Origin of the sequence: Yoonia maritima (assembly GCF_002933395.1) — a bacterium.
Taxonomy (GTDB): Bacteria; Pseudomonadota; Alphaproteobacteria; order Rhodobacterales; family Rhodobacteraceae; genus Yoonia; species Yoonia maritima_A.
In genome coordinates, this window is record NZ_CM009490.1 from 200,946 (window position 1) to 215,371 (window position 14,426).

The 14,426-nt window shown below is 53.5% G+C and carries 14 protein-coding genes and 1 pseudogene; 8 read left to right on the plus strand and 7 right to left on the minus strand.

The genetic code is table 11. The features are described 5' to 3' along the window. Positions 1-36 precede the first annotated feature (36 nt). Positions 37-189, plus strand: a pseudogene (locus CYQ09_RS00965) (Tn3 family transposase); the annotation flags it as partial. 184 nt (positions 190-373) lie between these two features. Here CYQ09_RS00965 and ribB read toward each other — a convergent pair. The 6 genes from ribB to CYQ09_RS00995 all read right to left on the minus strand — a co-directional run bounded on the left by ribB (position 374) and on the right by CYQ09_RS00995 (position 6,218). Then, on the minus strand, positions 374-1,009 hold the full coding sequence (ribB, locus tag CYQ09_RS00970; RefSeq protein WP_106743563.1) for a 3,4-dihydroxy-2-butanone-4-phosphate synthase: 636 nt from the start codon (positions 1,007-1,009) through the stop codon (positions 374-376). 14 nt (positions 1,010-1,023) lie between these two features. Next, entirely contained in the window at positions 1,024-1,509 is a 486-nt protein-coding gene (locus CYQ09_RS00975) for a flavin reductase family protein (protein ID WP_106743540.1), read from the minus strand. Beyond that, entirely contained in the window at positions 1,496-2,776 is a 1,281-nt protein-coding gene (locus CYQ09_RS00980) for an amidase (RefSeq protein ID WP_106743541.1), read from the minus strand. The genes CYQ09_RS00975 and CYQ09_RS00980 overlap by 14 nt, the downstream gene beginning before the upstream one ends. Continuing rightward, on the minus strand, positions 2,767-4,227 hold the full coding sequence (locus tag CYQ09_RS00985; protein ID WP_162617516.1) for an amidase: 1,461 nt from the start codon (positions 4,225-4,227) through the stop codon (positions 2,767-2,769). Before CYQ09_RS00985 ends, CYQ09_RS00980 begins: the two co-directional genes overlap by 10 nt. Beyond that, the gene (rutA, locus tag CYQ09_RS00990; protein ID WP_106743543.1) at positions 4,227-5,312 is read right to left on the minus strand and encodes a pyrimidine utilization protein A; all 1,086 of its coding nucleotides are present in this window, start codon (positions 5,310-5,312) and stop codon (positions 4,227-4,229) included. The genes CYQ09_RS00985 and rutA overlap by 1 nt, the downstream gene beginning before the upstream one ends. Before the next feature lie 165 nt (positions 5,313-5,477). After that, the gene (locus CYQ09_RS00995; protein WP_162617517.1) at positions 5,478-6,218 is read right to left on the minus strand and encodes a GntR family transcriptional regulator; all 741 of its coding nucleotides are present in this window, start codon (positions 6,216-6,218) and stop codon (positions 5,478-5,480) included. Between the two features lie 73 nt (positions 6,219-6,291). On the opposite strand from CYQ09_RS00995, the gene CYQ09_RS01000 reads away from it, so the two are divergent. From CYQ09_RS01000 to CYQ09_RS01025, 7 genes are all read left to right on the plus strand, one after another. Continuing rightward, complete coding sequence (locus tag CYQ09_RS01000; protein ID WP_162617518.1) at positions 6,292-7,536, plus strand: MFS transporter; 1,245 nt, start codon at positions 6,292-6,294, stop codon at positions 7,534-7,536. 137 nt (positions 7,537-7,673) lie between these two features. After that, positions 7,674-8,756: a sugar ABC transporter substrate-binding protein gene (locus tag CYQ09_RS01005; RefSeq protein WP_106743545.1), complete on the plus strand. Its 1,083-nt coding sequence runs from the start codon at positions 7,674-7,676 to the stop codon at positions 8,754-8,756. A 3-nt stretch (positions 8,757-8,759) separates the two neighbouring features. After that, positions 8,760-10,361, plus strand: coding sequence for a sugar ABC transporter ATP-binding protein (locus tag CYQ09_RS01010; protein WP_106743546.1), 1,602 nt, complete (start codon positions 8,760-8,762; stop codon positions 10,359-10,361). After that, a complete protein-coding gene (locus CYQ09_RS01015; RefSeq protein ID WP_106743547.1) occupies positions 10,358-11,356 on the plus strand; it encodes an ABC transporter permease in 999 nt (332 codons plus the stop codon). Before CYQ09_RS01010 ends, CYQ09_RS01015 begins: the two co-directional genes overlap by 4 nt. Next, positions 11,356-11,523: a hypothetical protein gene (locus CYQ09_RS18215; protein WP_162617519.1), complete on the plus strand. Its 168-nt coding sequence runs from the start codon at positions 11,356-11,358 to the stop codon at positions 11,521-11,523. The genes CYQ09_RS01015 and CYQ09_RS18215 overlap by 1 nt, the downstream gene beginning before the upstream one ends. Beyond that, the gene (locus CYQ09_RS01020) at positions 11,520-12,806 is read left to right on the plus strand and encodes an amidase (RefSeq protein WP_106743548.1); all 1,287 of its coding nucleotides are present in this window, start codon (positions 11,520-11,522) and stop codon (positions 12,804-12,806) included. Before CYQ09_RS18215 ends, CYQ09_RS01020 begins: the two co-directional genes overlap by 4 nt. A 14-nt stretch (positions 12,807-12,820) precedes the next feature. Continuing rightward, positions 12,821-13,420, plus strand: coding sequence for a malonic semialdehyde reductase (locus tag CYQ09_RS01025; protein ID WP_106743549.1), 600 nt, complete (start codon positions 12,821-12,823; stop codon positions 13,418-13,420). 53 nt (positions 13,421-13,473) lie between these two features. Here CYQ09_RS01025 and CYQ09_RS01030 read toward each other — a convergent pair whose 3' ends face one another. Beyond that, the gene (locus tag CYQ09_RS01030; protein ID WP_106743550.1) at positions 13,474-14,100 is read right to left on the minus strand and encodes an isochorismatase family protein; all 627 of its coding nucleotides are present in this window, start codon (positions 14,098-14,100) and stop codon (positions 13,474-13,476) included. Between the last annotated feature and the right edge of the window lie 326 nt (positions 14,101-14,426).

Sequence of the window (14,426 nt, forward strand, 5' to 3'; positions counted from 1 at the left end):
ACCTAAGCGGCCTTCCTTTCGAATGCCACGGGGCTTTTGTATCTGTTTGATCCGACTGCAGCGCTGAAAGAATTGCGCGGACTGATCGGTGGCAAGATCAGAGAAAAGCTGATCGTTGAAAAGTGGCCTGGTGTACTGCGCGCTGTGGCCACGATGGCCGCAGGTATCATGCCACCAAGCCAGTTGCTGATGTCCCAACCCCCCGAGGACCAATTGAGGTGAGTATTCAAAACAGCACAGCAAAAATCAACAGCACAGTGCCCGTCGATTTTTTTGACGGAAGGAGGAAAATAACCGTCTTGCCCGCTCGCCGCACGACAATAGCATTCTAAGCCAGTCGGTTATCGTCCTATCATAACTTACCCACGACAAATTAGCCTAAGGCCTGTGCGATTTCATCAATGGTAACCAGCGGCATGCCTTGCGCAGCTTGAAGGGTTGCGATGTCTGCGTAACAGGCCATACGCCCATCGTCTGTCATCGCTTCGCACAGCACACCCGAAGCAGGCAGGCCTGCCAGTTGCATCAAAGCAAGCGTCGATTCCGTGTGGCCACGCCGCGCCCTTAGGCCTTCTTTGTGCGCCACCAACGGGAATACGTGGCCAGGGCTACGTAGATCTGAAGCCGTAGCCGTTTCCTGCGTAAGTGCCTTAATCGTTTGGGTTCGGTCACTGGCAGACACCCCAGTGGTGACGCCTTTTGCAGCCTCAATGGATACGGTAAATGGTGTTTTGAACGGCGATGCATTGTCCGCCACCATCGGCGGCAGCCCCATGCGATCAGCATGTTCTTGCGTGACAACAGCGCAGACGATCCCTGACCCATGGCGGATCATAAGGGCCATTTGCGCTTCGGTCAGGGTTTGCGCGGCAAAAATGAAATCGCATTCGTTCTCACGGTCCGCATCGTCCGCCACAATAACACCTTCGCCACGCTGCAATGCTGCAATCGCATCCACGACAGCGGCAGGCATTGCGGTTTTATAAGGTATCGTTTTTAGATGTTGCATGGTGCTTTCTCCCATTATGCAATTTTGGCGAGCGTGCTAAAGCTACCGTCGTGGTAGGCAAGCGGCTGCGTCATTTCCTGCAACCAGACATCTTGGATTTGCCCAAACAGGACCGTGTGGGTACCTTGGGTCATCTCATGTGATGTTTTGCAATCGAAGTTGACGCAAGCGCCGCTCAATACAGGCGCACCTGTTTCCAACTGCCCCCACGTTCCTAATTCGAAACGTGTTTCCCGGTTCTTAGGCGTTGCAAAACGCATTGCGATATCTGCTTGGCTGACAGACAGAACGTTGACACAGAAATGGCCCGCTTGCGTCAGGTGATCGTGGATCGATGCCGTACGGTTCACGCAAATCAAAAGGGTAGGGGGCTCTGCACAAACTGAGGTTACGGCAGTCGCGATCAAACCATAACGTTGGTTGTCCCACGTTGTCGTGATCAGACTGACACCCGCAGCAAGGCGGCGCATTCCGGCGGTAAAGGCTTCAGGTTGGGGCATGGGACTGCTCCTGTAGGTTAGGGTTTTTTAGAAGTGTAGCCGCGATCTCTAGCAACCGTCCATCGCTGCCACGCGGACCAACAAGCTGAATTCCGATTGGTAGACCGCCGTGATGTGAAATAGGTAAGGCGACACAGGGCATTTGCAGTGCGGTCCACATGGCGTTAAAAATCGGATTTCCCGGACCGCGGCCCAAAGGTGCAACGCCCGGAGCCGCTGGCACAACTAGCGCGTCGATACCGTTGGCGATCATTTGACTTTCCAACAAGGCAGCGCAACGCGCCAATTCATCACGCGCCAAAAATGCAGCGCGCATCGTATCAGCAGTGCGACTGTTGATGCGGGTGTAAAAGTCGTCGTGTAAATCGTCTGGCGACGTACGTGCCAAGGGAAGAAAGGCGGCCGCGCCTTCGGCAAACATCACAGACCGGTGTAAATCATCAAGGCGTTCAAATTCCAGCGGTAGGTCAAAGGCGCGTAGATTTTCCAGCTCTGCGACTCGGCGTAGCATTTGCGCCATAGGCGCAGTTAACTGGTCGTGAAATGGCGTGCTGCTCACTCCAAGCATAAAGGGCGCCGCATTCAAAGTATCTGGCAAGTCGAAAAGCTTGGCAGCTAGCATGAGATCCGAGATTTCACGCCCGTAAAACCCCACTGTGTCGAAACTGGGTGCATAGCATTTCATACCTTCGGTTGAAATGATCCCAAAGCTAGGTTTCATGCCAAAAATCCCGCAAAAGCTGGCCGGGCGAATGGTCGACCCGCCAGTTTGCGTCGCTAACGCCAGCGGTACATGAAAATCAGCGACAGCAGCGGCAGACCCGGCGGATGACCCACCGGGGGTGTGGGCCAAATTCGCGGGATTACCTGATGCTGCATCGCGCCCGGCGGCGGCAAATTCGGTTGTGTCAGTTTTACCAATGATAATCGCGCCTGCTGCACGAAGCATCATGACGGCGGCTGCGTCCAACGCCGGTTGGTAATCGGCAAATATTGAAGAGTTATAGGTCGTGGGCATATCCGATGTATCGAACACGTCTTTAACCCCGATAGGCAGGCCTGCCAGTGGGCGGGGATCGTCTGGTGAAATCTGGGCGGCTTCCTGTTCTGCATTTGGGTTAAGGCACAGCCATGCCTTAATCATACCGTCGCGCGCCCGAATGCGACCCAAGCAGGCGCGGGTTAGCTCAAGCGCGGTAAAGTCACCACGCCGTAAGCCTGCCAAGGCAGATGTCGCACTAAGAGTGTTGAGCGTTTCTATGGGCATGGCAGGTGGTGATCGGTGACGGATTGAAATGCCGCACCAAGAGAAAGGCAAAGAGCATCATCAAACGGTCGGCCAACGATCTGAAGCCCGATAGGCAACCCGCTGGACCCGAACCCGCTTGGCAGCATCAATGACGGAAAGCCCGTTAGGTCCCAGATCATTGTATTTTGCGAGATAGCATCGAACCCTAGCTTTTGATCGTTGACGTCAATCGTGAGGCTATCCAAATGCCCTGCTTCACCACCAAGACCGGGCGTAACAATGACATCAACGTTCCAACGTTCCGTCAGTTGGTTGATAAGTTTGGTGCGGTGCGACAGCGCGAGCAGATATTCCGCCGCGGTTATCATATCACCACGTGCGATGCGCGCTTGAAGCCCTGTATCTTGAAGGTGGCGGTTGGCGGCATTGTTGCGTTGCGACGCTGATAATTCACTCGTCAAAATTGTCCAACCGGCCTCGTGGTTTACGGCCATGTCGCCAAACATCGCGACCGTACTGAAAGGAACGCAGATTGCCCCAAGGGTTTCCATCACGCGCAAGGCGTCTTGCCAGCCCTGTAATACAGCCGTGTCGACTTTATCGGTGAACCACCCGTCAGGTACGCCGATGCGCAGATTTTTCAACGGCTGTTGGATCTGAAATGTGCTGACCTCTGTCGCGACGTTCATAATATAAGACAGATCAGCGGCCGATAACCCCATGGGACCAACGTGATCAAGCGTCCAGCTGAGCGGTGCAACACCTTCGGTCGAAAGCAGCGCCCGAGTTGGTTTCAAACCAGTTATTCCACACCAACACGACGGTACGCGAATTGATCCGCCTGTATCCGTACCCAGTGCAAACGGCAGCATCCGGCGCGCAACGGCTGCACCTGAGCCGGTCGATGAACCGCCTGTCCAGCGCGTGTCGTCAAACGGGTTGGTCACAACGCCGTGGCGCGGATTAAACGGTGAACCAGCCGCAAATTCTGTCGTAGCGAGCATCGCAACCGGAATGGCACCTGCGGCGCGAAGACGTGCAACAATAGGCGCATCTTTCGCCGCGATCCTTGTTCCCGTGGTGAAGGACCCGCAAGTTATATCTGCGCCTTCCACATCGATAATAGCTTTTACCCCAAAGGGGATGCCTTCAAGCGGTCGCGCGGTATTGGCTTTCCAGCGGTCGGCTGACGTTTGAACCGCCCGAGCGCATGCGATCTTTGACACGACGGCTTCGGCAGCAGACGGGTTCTTTGTCGCCGTAACAAATCTGGCAACTTGGGCTACGGGTGTCGTTTCGCCTGACTTATATTGTGCCAGTAGGTCACATACACCATTGGGCACGGGGGGCGCTGTTTGGTTGGTTGTATCTACTTTGGCTGCATGTCGCGACGTATTGCGCGGATTGGATGTGCCAAATGGGTTGGCAGGCAGCACGTAATGCTGCCCGCTTGTGACTTTCGTATCCATTACTCTGCAGCGACGGCCGCGAGTTTGTCTTGGCGACATTTCATCAGCGGTTGGATTTTTTGACCAAAGACATCAATGCCCTCTAGAAAATCGTCAAAGGTCATCATGATGCCTTTGACACCGTCGACGCTTGCGACTTCGTCGAGCATGCCGGCAATGGTTTCATGCGAACCAACCAAAGTCCCCATATTGAAATTAACAGCGCCTTCTGGAAGGTTGATATGCGTCGCAGTAGAGGTTTCATCTGCGGTCTTATCCTTGGATCCCTGATCAGCCATCCACGCCAGAGCGTCAGCATCAACGCCCGAACGTAGATGTTCCCAGCGTGCCATTGCTTTTTCATCGGTTTCATCGGCGATGATCATGAACAAAACATATGCCCCGACATCACGGCCTGTTTTTTCCGCCGCAGCGACAAGATTGGCTGCGCCTTCTTTAAAGGCTGTCGGCGTGTTGATACCGGCACCCATAACAAAGTTATAATCAGCGTGTTGGGCTGCAAATTCCAAACCCTTAGCAGATTGACCGGCGGCGACGATCTCTACTTTCTGCGGCTGCGGAGAAAGTTTGCAGTCGTCCATTTTGAAATGCTCGCCCTTGAAGTCAGAGCTGCCGTTTTGCCAAAGTTCGCGCATAACTTGCACATATTCAGCGCCATAGTTGTAGCGGTAACCAAAATACGCATCGCCGGGCCAAGCACCCATCTGTGTGTATTCGTTTTTGGCCCAACCTGTGACGATATTCACCCCGAAGCGGCCCGGCGCAATATTATCGATTGTGGTAGCCATACGCGCGACAAGCGCAGGCGGCAGAGTCAAGATAGCTGTGGATGCGAACAATTTAATTTTGGTTGTTACAGCCGCCAAGCCAGCCATCAACGTAAAACTTTCTAGATTGTGGTCCCAAAATTCTGTTTTGCCACCAAAGCCGCGCAGCTTGATCATGGAAAGTGCGAATTCCAAGCCATAGCCTTCGGCCTTTTGAACAACCTGTTTGTTCAGCTCAAACGTTGGCATGTACTGCGGTGCAGTTTCAGAAATTAGCCAGCCGTTATTCCCGATAGGAATGAAGACACCCATGTCCATGGTAAAATCCTTTCTCGTTGCATTTGTATGGACATATCCGACCATTCGAGAAGGGGTGCCAATGGAATTCTGGCTATTTGTACGTACAATCAATGGTGATCTTGTGGGTGCCTGTTTTTTTTGCGGTATTTCGGTAATGGCGATTGGAGTTTGTGCGCACCGCGCCTACTGCTCGTCCGCCAGCAGAATCGTCCGGTAATTAAAGCGTTCAGTGGGCAGGGTCTGGATCGCATATTCAAGCATCCGTCCACGTGAAGACAAATAGCGCCGTGTCATGCGCAAACCTAATGATCCCGGGATGACATCCAATTTCTCCGCCAGCATACCTTCGATTTGAATAGGCTTTAGTTCTTGGTGGATAGACGTGATACGTTCTCCGGTGTAGTTTTCGATCATTTGAAAAAGCGCCTTACGTAGAACATCAACACCCTGCAGCACCTCTTTTACGCTTTCATCAAGATAGGCTTCGTTCCAACAAAACGGAACGTCTTCGCCTTTAAAATAGCGCAATCCGGCGGCATGGGTGAACTTTCTGCCCGCTGTTACCTGTAGCTCTTCTGCTAAAGCACCACGCGCAATGACTTCGGTCTTGGTTTCAAAGTGCAGTTCAGATTCGTTTGAGAAGTCAAAAAGATCGTGGCGCGACTGACCACGAAAACGTGTGCTCGCATCCGAACCGCGCGATTCTACTTTTGTGCCTACGCCCTTGCGGGCAGACAAGATGCCGTTCCGTTTCAGCTGTTCAATCGCTTGGCGGACAGTGTGCCGCGAAACCTGAAAGGCTTCGACCAGTTCTGCTTCGGTAGGAAGCAAACTGCCTACGGGATATACCTCATCGCGGATACGCTGTTCGAGCCTGTGCGCAATTTGAAGGTAAAGGGGCGTATCGCGGTTTAGGTGTGCCAACTGAATTTCTGCCTCTTGTAATTTGTACGTACATATGAGCATTGTTGCGTGCACGATTGCGGAAGGTATGCTCTTGTTCCACTCTATTATGACAACAGGTACGGACTTTGGCGAGGCCAAGTCTAACCCAACCCATCTTTGGCTGACATTAGGTCGCATGACCGGAGTACAGATTGCCGCCAGCGCGAGCGTACTGGGGCTTACGGCCTTAGCGCCGATCGTTGCCGAAACCTTGGGCGTTGGCGCATATTGGATCGGCTACCAAGTAAGCTTTATCTATTTTGCGGGTCTGTTTGCATCCCTGAGCGCGGGCAGCCTTGTTCAACGATTAAGCGGCGAAGCCATTATTTTGGTTGAACTCATTTTGTTGATTGCCGGTTTACTTTTGCTAGTCACAGCGGCCCCGGCACTGATGATTTTGGGCTCTATCTTGCTTGGGATCGCTTATGGGATCAACAATCCTGCCTCATCCATCATCCTACACAAGGTGACGCCCGACTCGCGGCGTAGTCTGATCTTTTCGTTGAAACAAAGCGGTGTGCCTTTGGGGGCAGTTGTAGCCAATGTCGTTCTACCCGCTTTGGCGCTTTGGCTTGGTGGCTGGCAAGCCGCGATCCTAATGCTCGCGATTTTGCCGCTTCTTCTTTTACCTGCCACGTTTCGTCGGATGATACGCGCCAATCCGCCAAGTCGCTCTGCGAGCAAGGGGGTGTTCGCAACGGCCATCGCAGAACAACAGGCCGTGCTGCGCGATCCGTCGCTGCGCACGCTGGCGGCGCTGGGGTGTCTGTTCTCTGCGATGCAATTGACGGTTACGGCCTTCGCTGTTGTTTCGCTCGTCGATATCGGCTGGAGCATTCCTGCCGCTGGCCTTTTAGGGGCCGCCCTGCAAATCGCGGGGGCTACGGGGCGCGTAGGGTGGGGCGTAGTTGCTGATCGCTGGGGGCCGTTTCGGGTGCTTTCGATGCTTGGGTTTGTTGGTGGCACCCTTTCATGTGCGCTTTATTTCCAGCCCGCCCTGCCAGTTCCGGTCTTGTCGCTGATTATGATCTGCCTTGGCGCCTGCGCATCAGGTTGGAACGGCGTGTTTTTGGCCGCGATCGCCCGCACCGCCGAGCCCGGCCGTGTCGGTGCGGCAACCGGTGCGATCCTATCTTACACGTTTGTGGGGGTCATCGTGGGTCCGTCGGTATTCGCTTTGATCTTTCATATCTTGGGCAGCTATCAGCTTTGCTTTGCCGTATTTTCGATTCCTGGGTTCCTCGGCGGCATACTTGGTGTGCGCCGGCATTTAAAAAATAAGATTGTACGGACATAAAAATATCACATCAAACACTATTATTAGCTCAAAAAGGCGGCATAAAAGAAATATTGGCGCAAAAGTTGGATTCTGCATTCGGAATATATTATAATGTACGTACATAATGAAGTTGCACCAACAGAGGGAACTTCAGGATGACGATTCGTAACACTATATGGCTAATTCCAATGCTCTTGCCCGGCGCTGTGCAGGCTGACACGATGGCCGACGCTGAGGCGCTTATTGCGACCCACAGCGAAATACCTGTGTTTACCCCACCGGGGGAACCGTTTGATGCCCGCGCCTGCATGGCCGACAAATCTGTATTTTCGATCCCTGTCACGATGACAATTCCATTTGCCGTGGCGCTCGAAGATGGAATGGCGCGCGCAGCAGCTGAGGTCGGATTTGAATACACTGTATGGGAAACACAGGGCGGGATGGATTCCTATATTCAAGGCGTAGATCAGGCAGTGACGCAGGGCTATGACCTGATTGATCTTGCTGGCGGTTTGAACCCTGTTTGGATCGGGCCGCAGTTGATGCAAGCCAAAGAGGCTGGCGCGACCATCACCACCACCCACCTTTATGACGAAACCCAAGAACAGGCAGATTTTGTCGATGCCTCTGCCAAGGTGCCCTTTTCGACGGTTGGCGAAATTATGGCCGCATGGGCCTTTGTTGAGACAGACGGCAAACCGAACGTGTTGATTATCGGTTCAGACGATGTTCTGCCAACCGGACCGTTTGTCGAAAGCATTCAAAGCCAACTAAGTGCGTATTGCCCAGAGTGCGAGCAGCAGTATTTGAATGTGCCACTGGCTGAATGGGGCACACGCATTCAATCGGGTGTGCAGTCGGCACTGCTGGCGAACCCAGATATTAACTACATCCTGCCAATCTATGACAGCATGTCCCAGTTCGTGACGCCTGCGTTGCGGATTGCGGGCGCGGATGTACCAATCGCAAGCTTCAATGGCACACCGTTTGTACTGGATATGGTGCGCGATGGAATCGTCAAAATGGACATCGGCGAAAGCCTTGGCTGGGCCGGATACGCGGCTGTTGATGCGCAGATGCGCCAATTATGTGGTCTTGAGGTGCCCGAAGACTTGGGCATTCCGTTGATGATTTTCGACAGTTCAAATGTGGAAACTGCCGGTATTCCAGCCAACTTTGATGATGGATATGGGGATGCGCACATCGAAGGGTATCGCAAGCTCTGGATGTTGGATTAACCCATGACAGTGCAGCCTCTTGATGCCCTTAACGTGGCACACCATGACGCGGATATTTTGCGCATGTCCAACATCCGCATGAAATTCGGGTCTGTCGAAATCCTAAAGGATGTGAACCTAACCTTGCGCCGCAAGGAAATTGTGGGGTTGCTTGGCGCAAATGGCTCTGGGAAATCCACCTTAATCAAGGTTTTGGCGGGTTTTAACTCGCCAGAGCCAAATAGCGTTGTTCGGCTGTGGGGGGAAACATTACCCCTGCCGCTGGACGCAAACCGCATTCGGCAAATGGGGGTGGCATTCGTCCACCAACACCTTGCTCTTGTTCCGAGCCTATCCGTGATCGACAACATGCTGATATCGGACACGTCACGCAGACCTTACGGCATCCGCTGGCGCGCAGAGAAGCGTAAAATCCAAACGTTGCTGGATGAATTTGGACTTGCGATTGATCCCACCGCAACGATCGAAACACTATCACCCGTTGAACGCGCATTCGTCGCAATCGTGCGTGCCTTCGCTGAATTACGCCGGTCCGATGCCGGACGCGCGGGCGAGGGCATTCTTGTTCTTGATGAACCGACGCCGTTCCTGTCGGTAGAGGACGTTGAAAAGCTGTTTGGCGTGTTGCGCAACATCAAAGAAACGGGCGCGTCAGTCATTATCGTTACGCACGACATTGACGAAGTCCTAAGCCTGACCGACCGCGTCGCCGTAATGCGCGACGGCCGGCTTGCCGCAATGATGAAGACTAACGAAACAACGCGCCAAGAAATTCTTGATACCATTGTTGGACGCGCGACGTCTGCCTATGTTCGGGCGCCGCGCACAACACCCGGCGCGCCCAACGTGTCCATTCAGGGGTTGTCAGGCGGGCGTTGCACCAGCTTTGACGCCGAGATCAAAACAGGCGAAATCCTTGGCGTTTCCGGCCTTATTGGGTCAGGGTTTGCCGATGTGCCTTACCTGTTGTTTGGCGCTGGTGACGGTGCGGGTCAGATTACCGTCGGTGACAGTGATCTCGACGCTGCACGCCTGCCACCCGCCAAGGCGCACGCAGCAGGGGTTGCGTTATTGCCCGGAGACCGCATGGGGCAGGGTGGTATCGCGACGTTATCCGTGGCGGAAAACGCGACCTTTCTTGCATTGCCCCGCATGAAAGGTGGCTTTGGTATAAGCCAAGCCAAAATGACCACAGCGACACAGGCCTTGATCGCAACGCATGATGTGCGGCCCGCCAATGCACGGGCGGATCTTGGTAATTTATCGGGTGGAAATCAGCAAAAGGTACTGCTTGGTAAATGGCTTGCCGAAAAACCCAAACTGTTATGTCTGGATGAACCGACGCAGGGTGTGGATTACGGTGCAAGACAGCAAATTTTCAAAGCCCTCGATGACGCGGCAGCGGACGGTATGTCGATCATCGTCGCGTCTACAGACCATGAACAATTGGCGCAGCTTTGCGACCGCGTCGTGGTGTTCAGACGTGGCGAACCCGTTCTCACCCTTTCTGGCCCGGACGTTACGAAAGACAAAATCGCGCGCGCCTGTTTGGCCAGCGATGTTCCTCAATCTCAAAATTCCCAACTGACGGAGGTTTCCGCATGACCGCGCAAACAACAACGCCACCCGCCACTTTTTCTCGGCGTAACTGGGCAAAAGATGCTGAACGTTTCGCCCTGTTAGGAGCCTGGGCCGTCTTAATTACCATCTTCGCCTTTGCCGTGCCTGATACATTTTTCACGTGGCGCACGTTTAGTTCGATGTTCGGATCTCAGGCTGTCCTTGTGGTGCTAAGCTTGGCAATACTTGTGCCGCTCACGGCAGGGGACTTTGACCTATCTGCGGCGAATGTACTTGTCTTTTCTGCGATGCTTGTCGCGGTGACGAACGTGCAGCTGGGGTTGCCGGTTGGCCTTTCGATGATCTTAGCCATTGGCGTTGGTGCCTTGGTGGGCGCTATAAATGCTGTGTTTATCCTCTACTTTCGGATTCATTCGTTGATCATTACGCTTGGCGTCGGGACATTTCTTCAAGGGCTTACGCTTTGGATGTCGCAAAGCCGCACGATATCAGGCATTTCGATGAACCTTGTCGAAATGGTTGTCATTAAACGCCTATTCGGAATTCCGCTCGCGTTTTACTATGGGCTCGCGCTGGCGCTGATTATGTGGTGGGTGCTGGAATACACCATTGCGGGCCGCAAGCTGTTGTTCGTCGGCCGAGGCCGCGAGGTCGCGCGATTGAATGGGGTCAAGGTTGATCGGGTCCGGATGTTGTCGCTGGTCGCATCCTCTACCTTGGCCGCCATTGCAGGCGTGCTCTATGCAGGAATGACAGGATCGGCCGATCCAAACTCTGGTTCAACCTTGCTGTTGCCTGCCTTTGCGGCGGCGTTTCTTGGGGCAACTACGCTTTATCCGGGGCGGTTTAACCCTTTGGGGACATTGCTGTCGGTCTATTTCTTGATCACTGGGATTACAGGCCTCACAATGCTTGGCGCTGACGCCTTTGTTCAAAGCCTGTTTTACGGTGGGGCACTGGTTGTTGCGGTTTCATTGTCGCAATTGGTTCGTGGCCGCCAACCGCAGAGCTTTGGCTGATGTCAGATGCTCAACTGACAACTTTTTTAGGTCGTGCGCCCACAGATGCCGACCGTGCTATCTATGCTGACCAAGCCAAGCGGCTTGCTGCAATATACGACACACCGCTTTTGCCTTTGACAGAAGGGCTGCAAGCGCTTTCCCCGTTTAGCGGTGCAAAGCCATGACGTTGCCCGCACTCGAAACAATCGCGTCAATGCGAGCAGCGCTGGATCAAGGTGTGATTTCAGCACAGGAATTACAAAACAGCGCAATCGCCAAGGCCAACAATAGTTCCGCCTTTGCCCTCGTGCGTTCATTACCCGCAAAAAATGGACCGCTGGCGGGGATACCGCTAGCACATAAGGACATGTTCGACCGCAAGTCCGAACAAACCGGTATGGGCGCACACCCAAGCGCGGCGCGTATGGCAGTAAGTAATGCGACCGTGGTGGCGCGGCTGGATAGGGCAGGGCAAGCGGACATTGGTCGTCTTAGAATGAGCGAATTTGCAATGGGGCCATCAGGACATAATGCGCACCATCCGATGCCTGAAAATCCACTGGTTGCTGGCGGTATTTCTGGGGGGTCATCGTCAGGGTCAGGTGTGGCGGTCGGGGCAGGGATCGTACCTGCAGCGCTGGGGTCAGATACGGGCGGTTCTATCCGCATTCCCGCAGCCTGCAACGGTGTGGTTGGGTTCAAACCAACCCAAGGCTTAGTTCCCATTGATGGGGCGATGCCTTTGTCATGGACACAAGACTGCATTGGTCCGCTTGCCGCCTCTGTTTCATGTGCTGCCAAAGTGATGCAGATTATCGCCGCGCGTTCGTTCGACACAGCGGCGCATAGCTTACGGATAGGACTACTATCGGGCGATATGCAATCAAGTGCATCCGATCGCATGCAGGGCGCAATGGGCGATGTTGGCCGGGTTTTGGAACGCAACGGCCACAATATTTTTGACACGGCACTCGCGTTTTTCGACGATATCACTGAACCTGCCAACGTCATCGCGATCAGCGAAGCCGCGACAGTCCACGCGGATCGCCTTGTGCAGCATAGCGATACCTATGGTGAACAAGTTCTAGCGCGTTTGGCCCAAGCCGCCGCCATACCAGCGCAGGCCTATTTGCGCGCGATGCAGATACGCGCCGCGGCCCAATCGAAAATGACAGAGCTCTTTGAAACCTGTGACCTTATCTTGATGCCGACGCTCGCTGATGCGCCGCCGCAAGGGGCGACGGTTGATGTTGGCAATGACCCAAATCTGGCACAAGTGATTGCAGGGCTTACACGCTTCACGCGCCCTGCGTCAGTCTTGGGCTTGCCTGCGATCAGCCTGCCAATCGCCATGACGCCCGAAGGCCCTTTATCCCTTCAAATTATAGCCAAACCCTTTGCGGAACATCGCATAATTGCATTGGCGACAGAAATCGAAACCTCAATGGCTTTACGGCCTGCATCCTAACCAAAGAGAGACATATGCTCGATACTGACTTTTCGCCCAACGACGAAACCGTCGCCCGCCTGTTCACCGACGCGCGCAGCCAAAACGGCTGGTTAGATCGTGATGTATCTAATGATACTTTGCGCGCATTGTGGGACATCCTAAAATACGGCCCGACATCGGCCAATTGTTCGCCCGGCCGTTTTGTGTTTGTCGCGACAGATGAGGGGCGTGAAAAGCTGCGCCCGGCGCTATCGGGCGGAAATTTGGACAAAACAATGGCGGCGCCAGTCTGCGCAATTATTGCTTGGGACCCTGCATTTTATGACCAGTTGCCTCAGCTATTCCCGCATGCTGATGCGCGCCCTTGGTTCACGGGCTCAGAAGAAATTGCACATGAAACGGCATTTAGAAACGGCACCCTGATGGGTGGTTATTTGATGCTGGCAGCCCGCGCACTTGGCTTAGATGTGGGGCCGATGTCAGGCTTTGACCCCAAATTAGTCGAGGATACATTCTTGGCTGAACGTGGCTGGAAGGCCAACTTTTTGTGCAATATTGGCTATGGTGACCCAAGCAAGGTGTTCGACCGATTGCCGCGCCTCGATTTCGATGAAGCCTGCGTTATTGTTTAACGCTCAATAAAGCCTAAAAGAGGGATTGGCCGATGTGGCTTCACCCCTCTGTTTTAGACTGCGAGGGTCGCCAAGTAGTCCAGCGTCGTCTTTTCAGAGACGACATCGGCATATTTTGCGTTCATATCGAATAGATTAGCGTTGTGGGGATCATCATGCCGATCCCCACAGGCATCGGCGACAACAATTGTGCGAAAGCCATGGCTCATGGAATCGACGCAACTCGCACGTACGCAGCCAGACGTCGAAAGCCCCGTCAGTATCACGCTATCACACCCCAAAAAATTCAAGGTAGACGCCAACGAGGTGGCAAAGAACGCGCTTGGGTATTGCTTTGGTAGAATGATTTCGTTCTCACGGGGCACCAGACCGTCCGCAAATTCACCTGTTTTCGCACCTGGCAGAAACGCCTTAAGTGGCGTGGCCTTTTCAAAAAAGCGCCCTGCGGTAATGCCGTTAGAATCCAATACCATCTTTGTTAGGACAATTGGAATTTCAGCCTGAGTTGCAGCCTCGCGAATTCTTAGTGCTGACATTAGCGCATCATCCACCTCAGCATAGAGAGGACAGTCTGGATCAAAGTAGGCATGTGCAAAATCAATAAGAATTAAGCATGGCTTCGTGCCGAACCCGATTTGCGTATTATAAACATCTGCATAGTTTTGGCTTAAGTCGACCATGTATCCCTCACCTTAAATCTTGCCATCTAATTTGTACGTACATTTAGTTAATCGTCAATGGGCAGTATACGTAAATTTGACTTGAAGCAGCAGGATGCCCAGCTCTTGTCGGGCGCTGATGATTGTTAGGGACTTTAGAAATAACCGGACAGGTTGATTTTCAAAGGGTGGCTCCGCTTTTTAAGGTTAAGTTCGTTCAGCCAGACAATCGGGCTTCGTGTTCCTCGACTCGTTCATGATGATCCAAACATCGCGAACAAGTATCATATCAGGCTCATTAATTATATTTAACATAACTAACCTTATCAGGCTTCGACTTGTGTGGG

Excerpts from the sequence above, each read along its gene's own strand:
- ribB (WP_106743563.1), bottom strand. The coding sequence starts at position 1,009 with ATGCAACATCTAAAAACGATACCTTATAAAACCGCAATGCCTGCCGCT.
- CYQ09_RS00975 (WP_106743540.1), bottom strand. The coding sequence starts at position 1,509 with ATGCCCCAACCTGAAGCCTTTACCGCCGGAATGCGCCGCCTTGCTGCG.
- CYQ09_RS00980 (WP_106743541.1), bottom strand. The coding sequence starts at position 2,776 with ATGCCCATAGAAACGCTCAACACTCTTAGTGCGACATCTGCCTTGGCA.
- CYQ09_RS00985 (WP_162617516.1), bottom strand. The coding sequence starts at position 4,227 with ATGGATACGAAAGTCACAAGCGGGCAGCATTACGTGCTGCCTGCCAAC.
- rutA (WP_106743543.1), bottom strand. The coding sequence starts at position 5,312 with ATGGACATGGGTGTCTTCATTCCTATCGGGAATAACGGCTGGCTAATT.
- CYQ09_RS01005 (WP_106743545.1), top strand. The coding sequence starts at position 7,674 with ATGACGATTCGTAACACTATATGGCTAATTCCAATGCTCTTGCCCGGC.
- CYQ09_RS01010 (WP_106743546.1), top strand. The coding sequence starts at position 8,760 with ATGACAGTGCAGCCTCTTGATGCCCTTAACGTGGCACACCATGACGCG.
- CYQ09_RS01015 (WP_106743547.1), top strand. The coding sequence starts at position 10,358 with ATGACCGCGCAAACAACAACGCCACCCGCCACTTTTTCTCGGCGTAAC.
- CYQ09_RS18215 (WP_162617519.1), top strand. The coding sequence starts at position 11,356 with ATGTCAGATGCTCAACTGACAACTTTTTTAGGTCGTGCGCCCACAGAT.
- CYQ09_RS01020 (WP_106743548.1), top strand. The coding sequence starts at position 11,520 with ATGACGTTGCCCGCACTCGAAACAATCGCGTCAATGCGAGCAGCGCTG.
- CYQ09_RS01025 (WP_106743549.1), top strand. The coding sequence starts at position 12,821 with ATGCTCGATACTGACTTTTCGCCCAACGACGAAACCGTCGCCCGCCTG.
- CYQ09_RS01030 (WP_106743550.1), bottom strand. The coding sequence starts at position 14,100 with ATGGTCGACTTAAGCCAAAACTATGCAGATGTTTATAATACGCAAATC.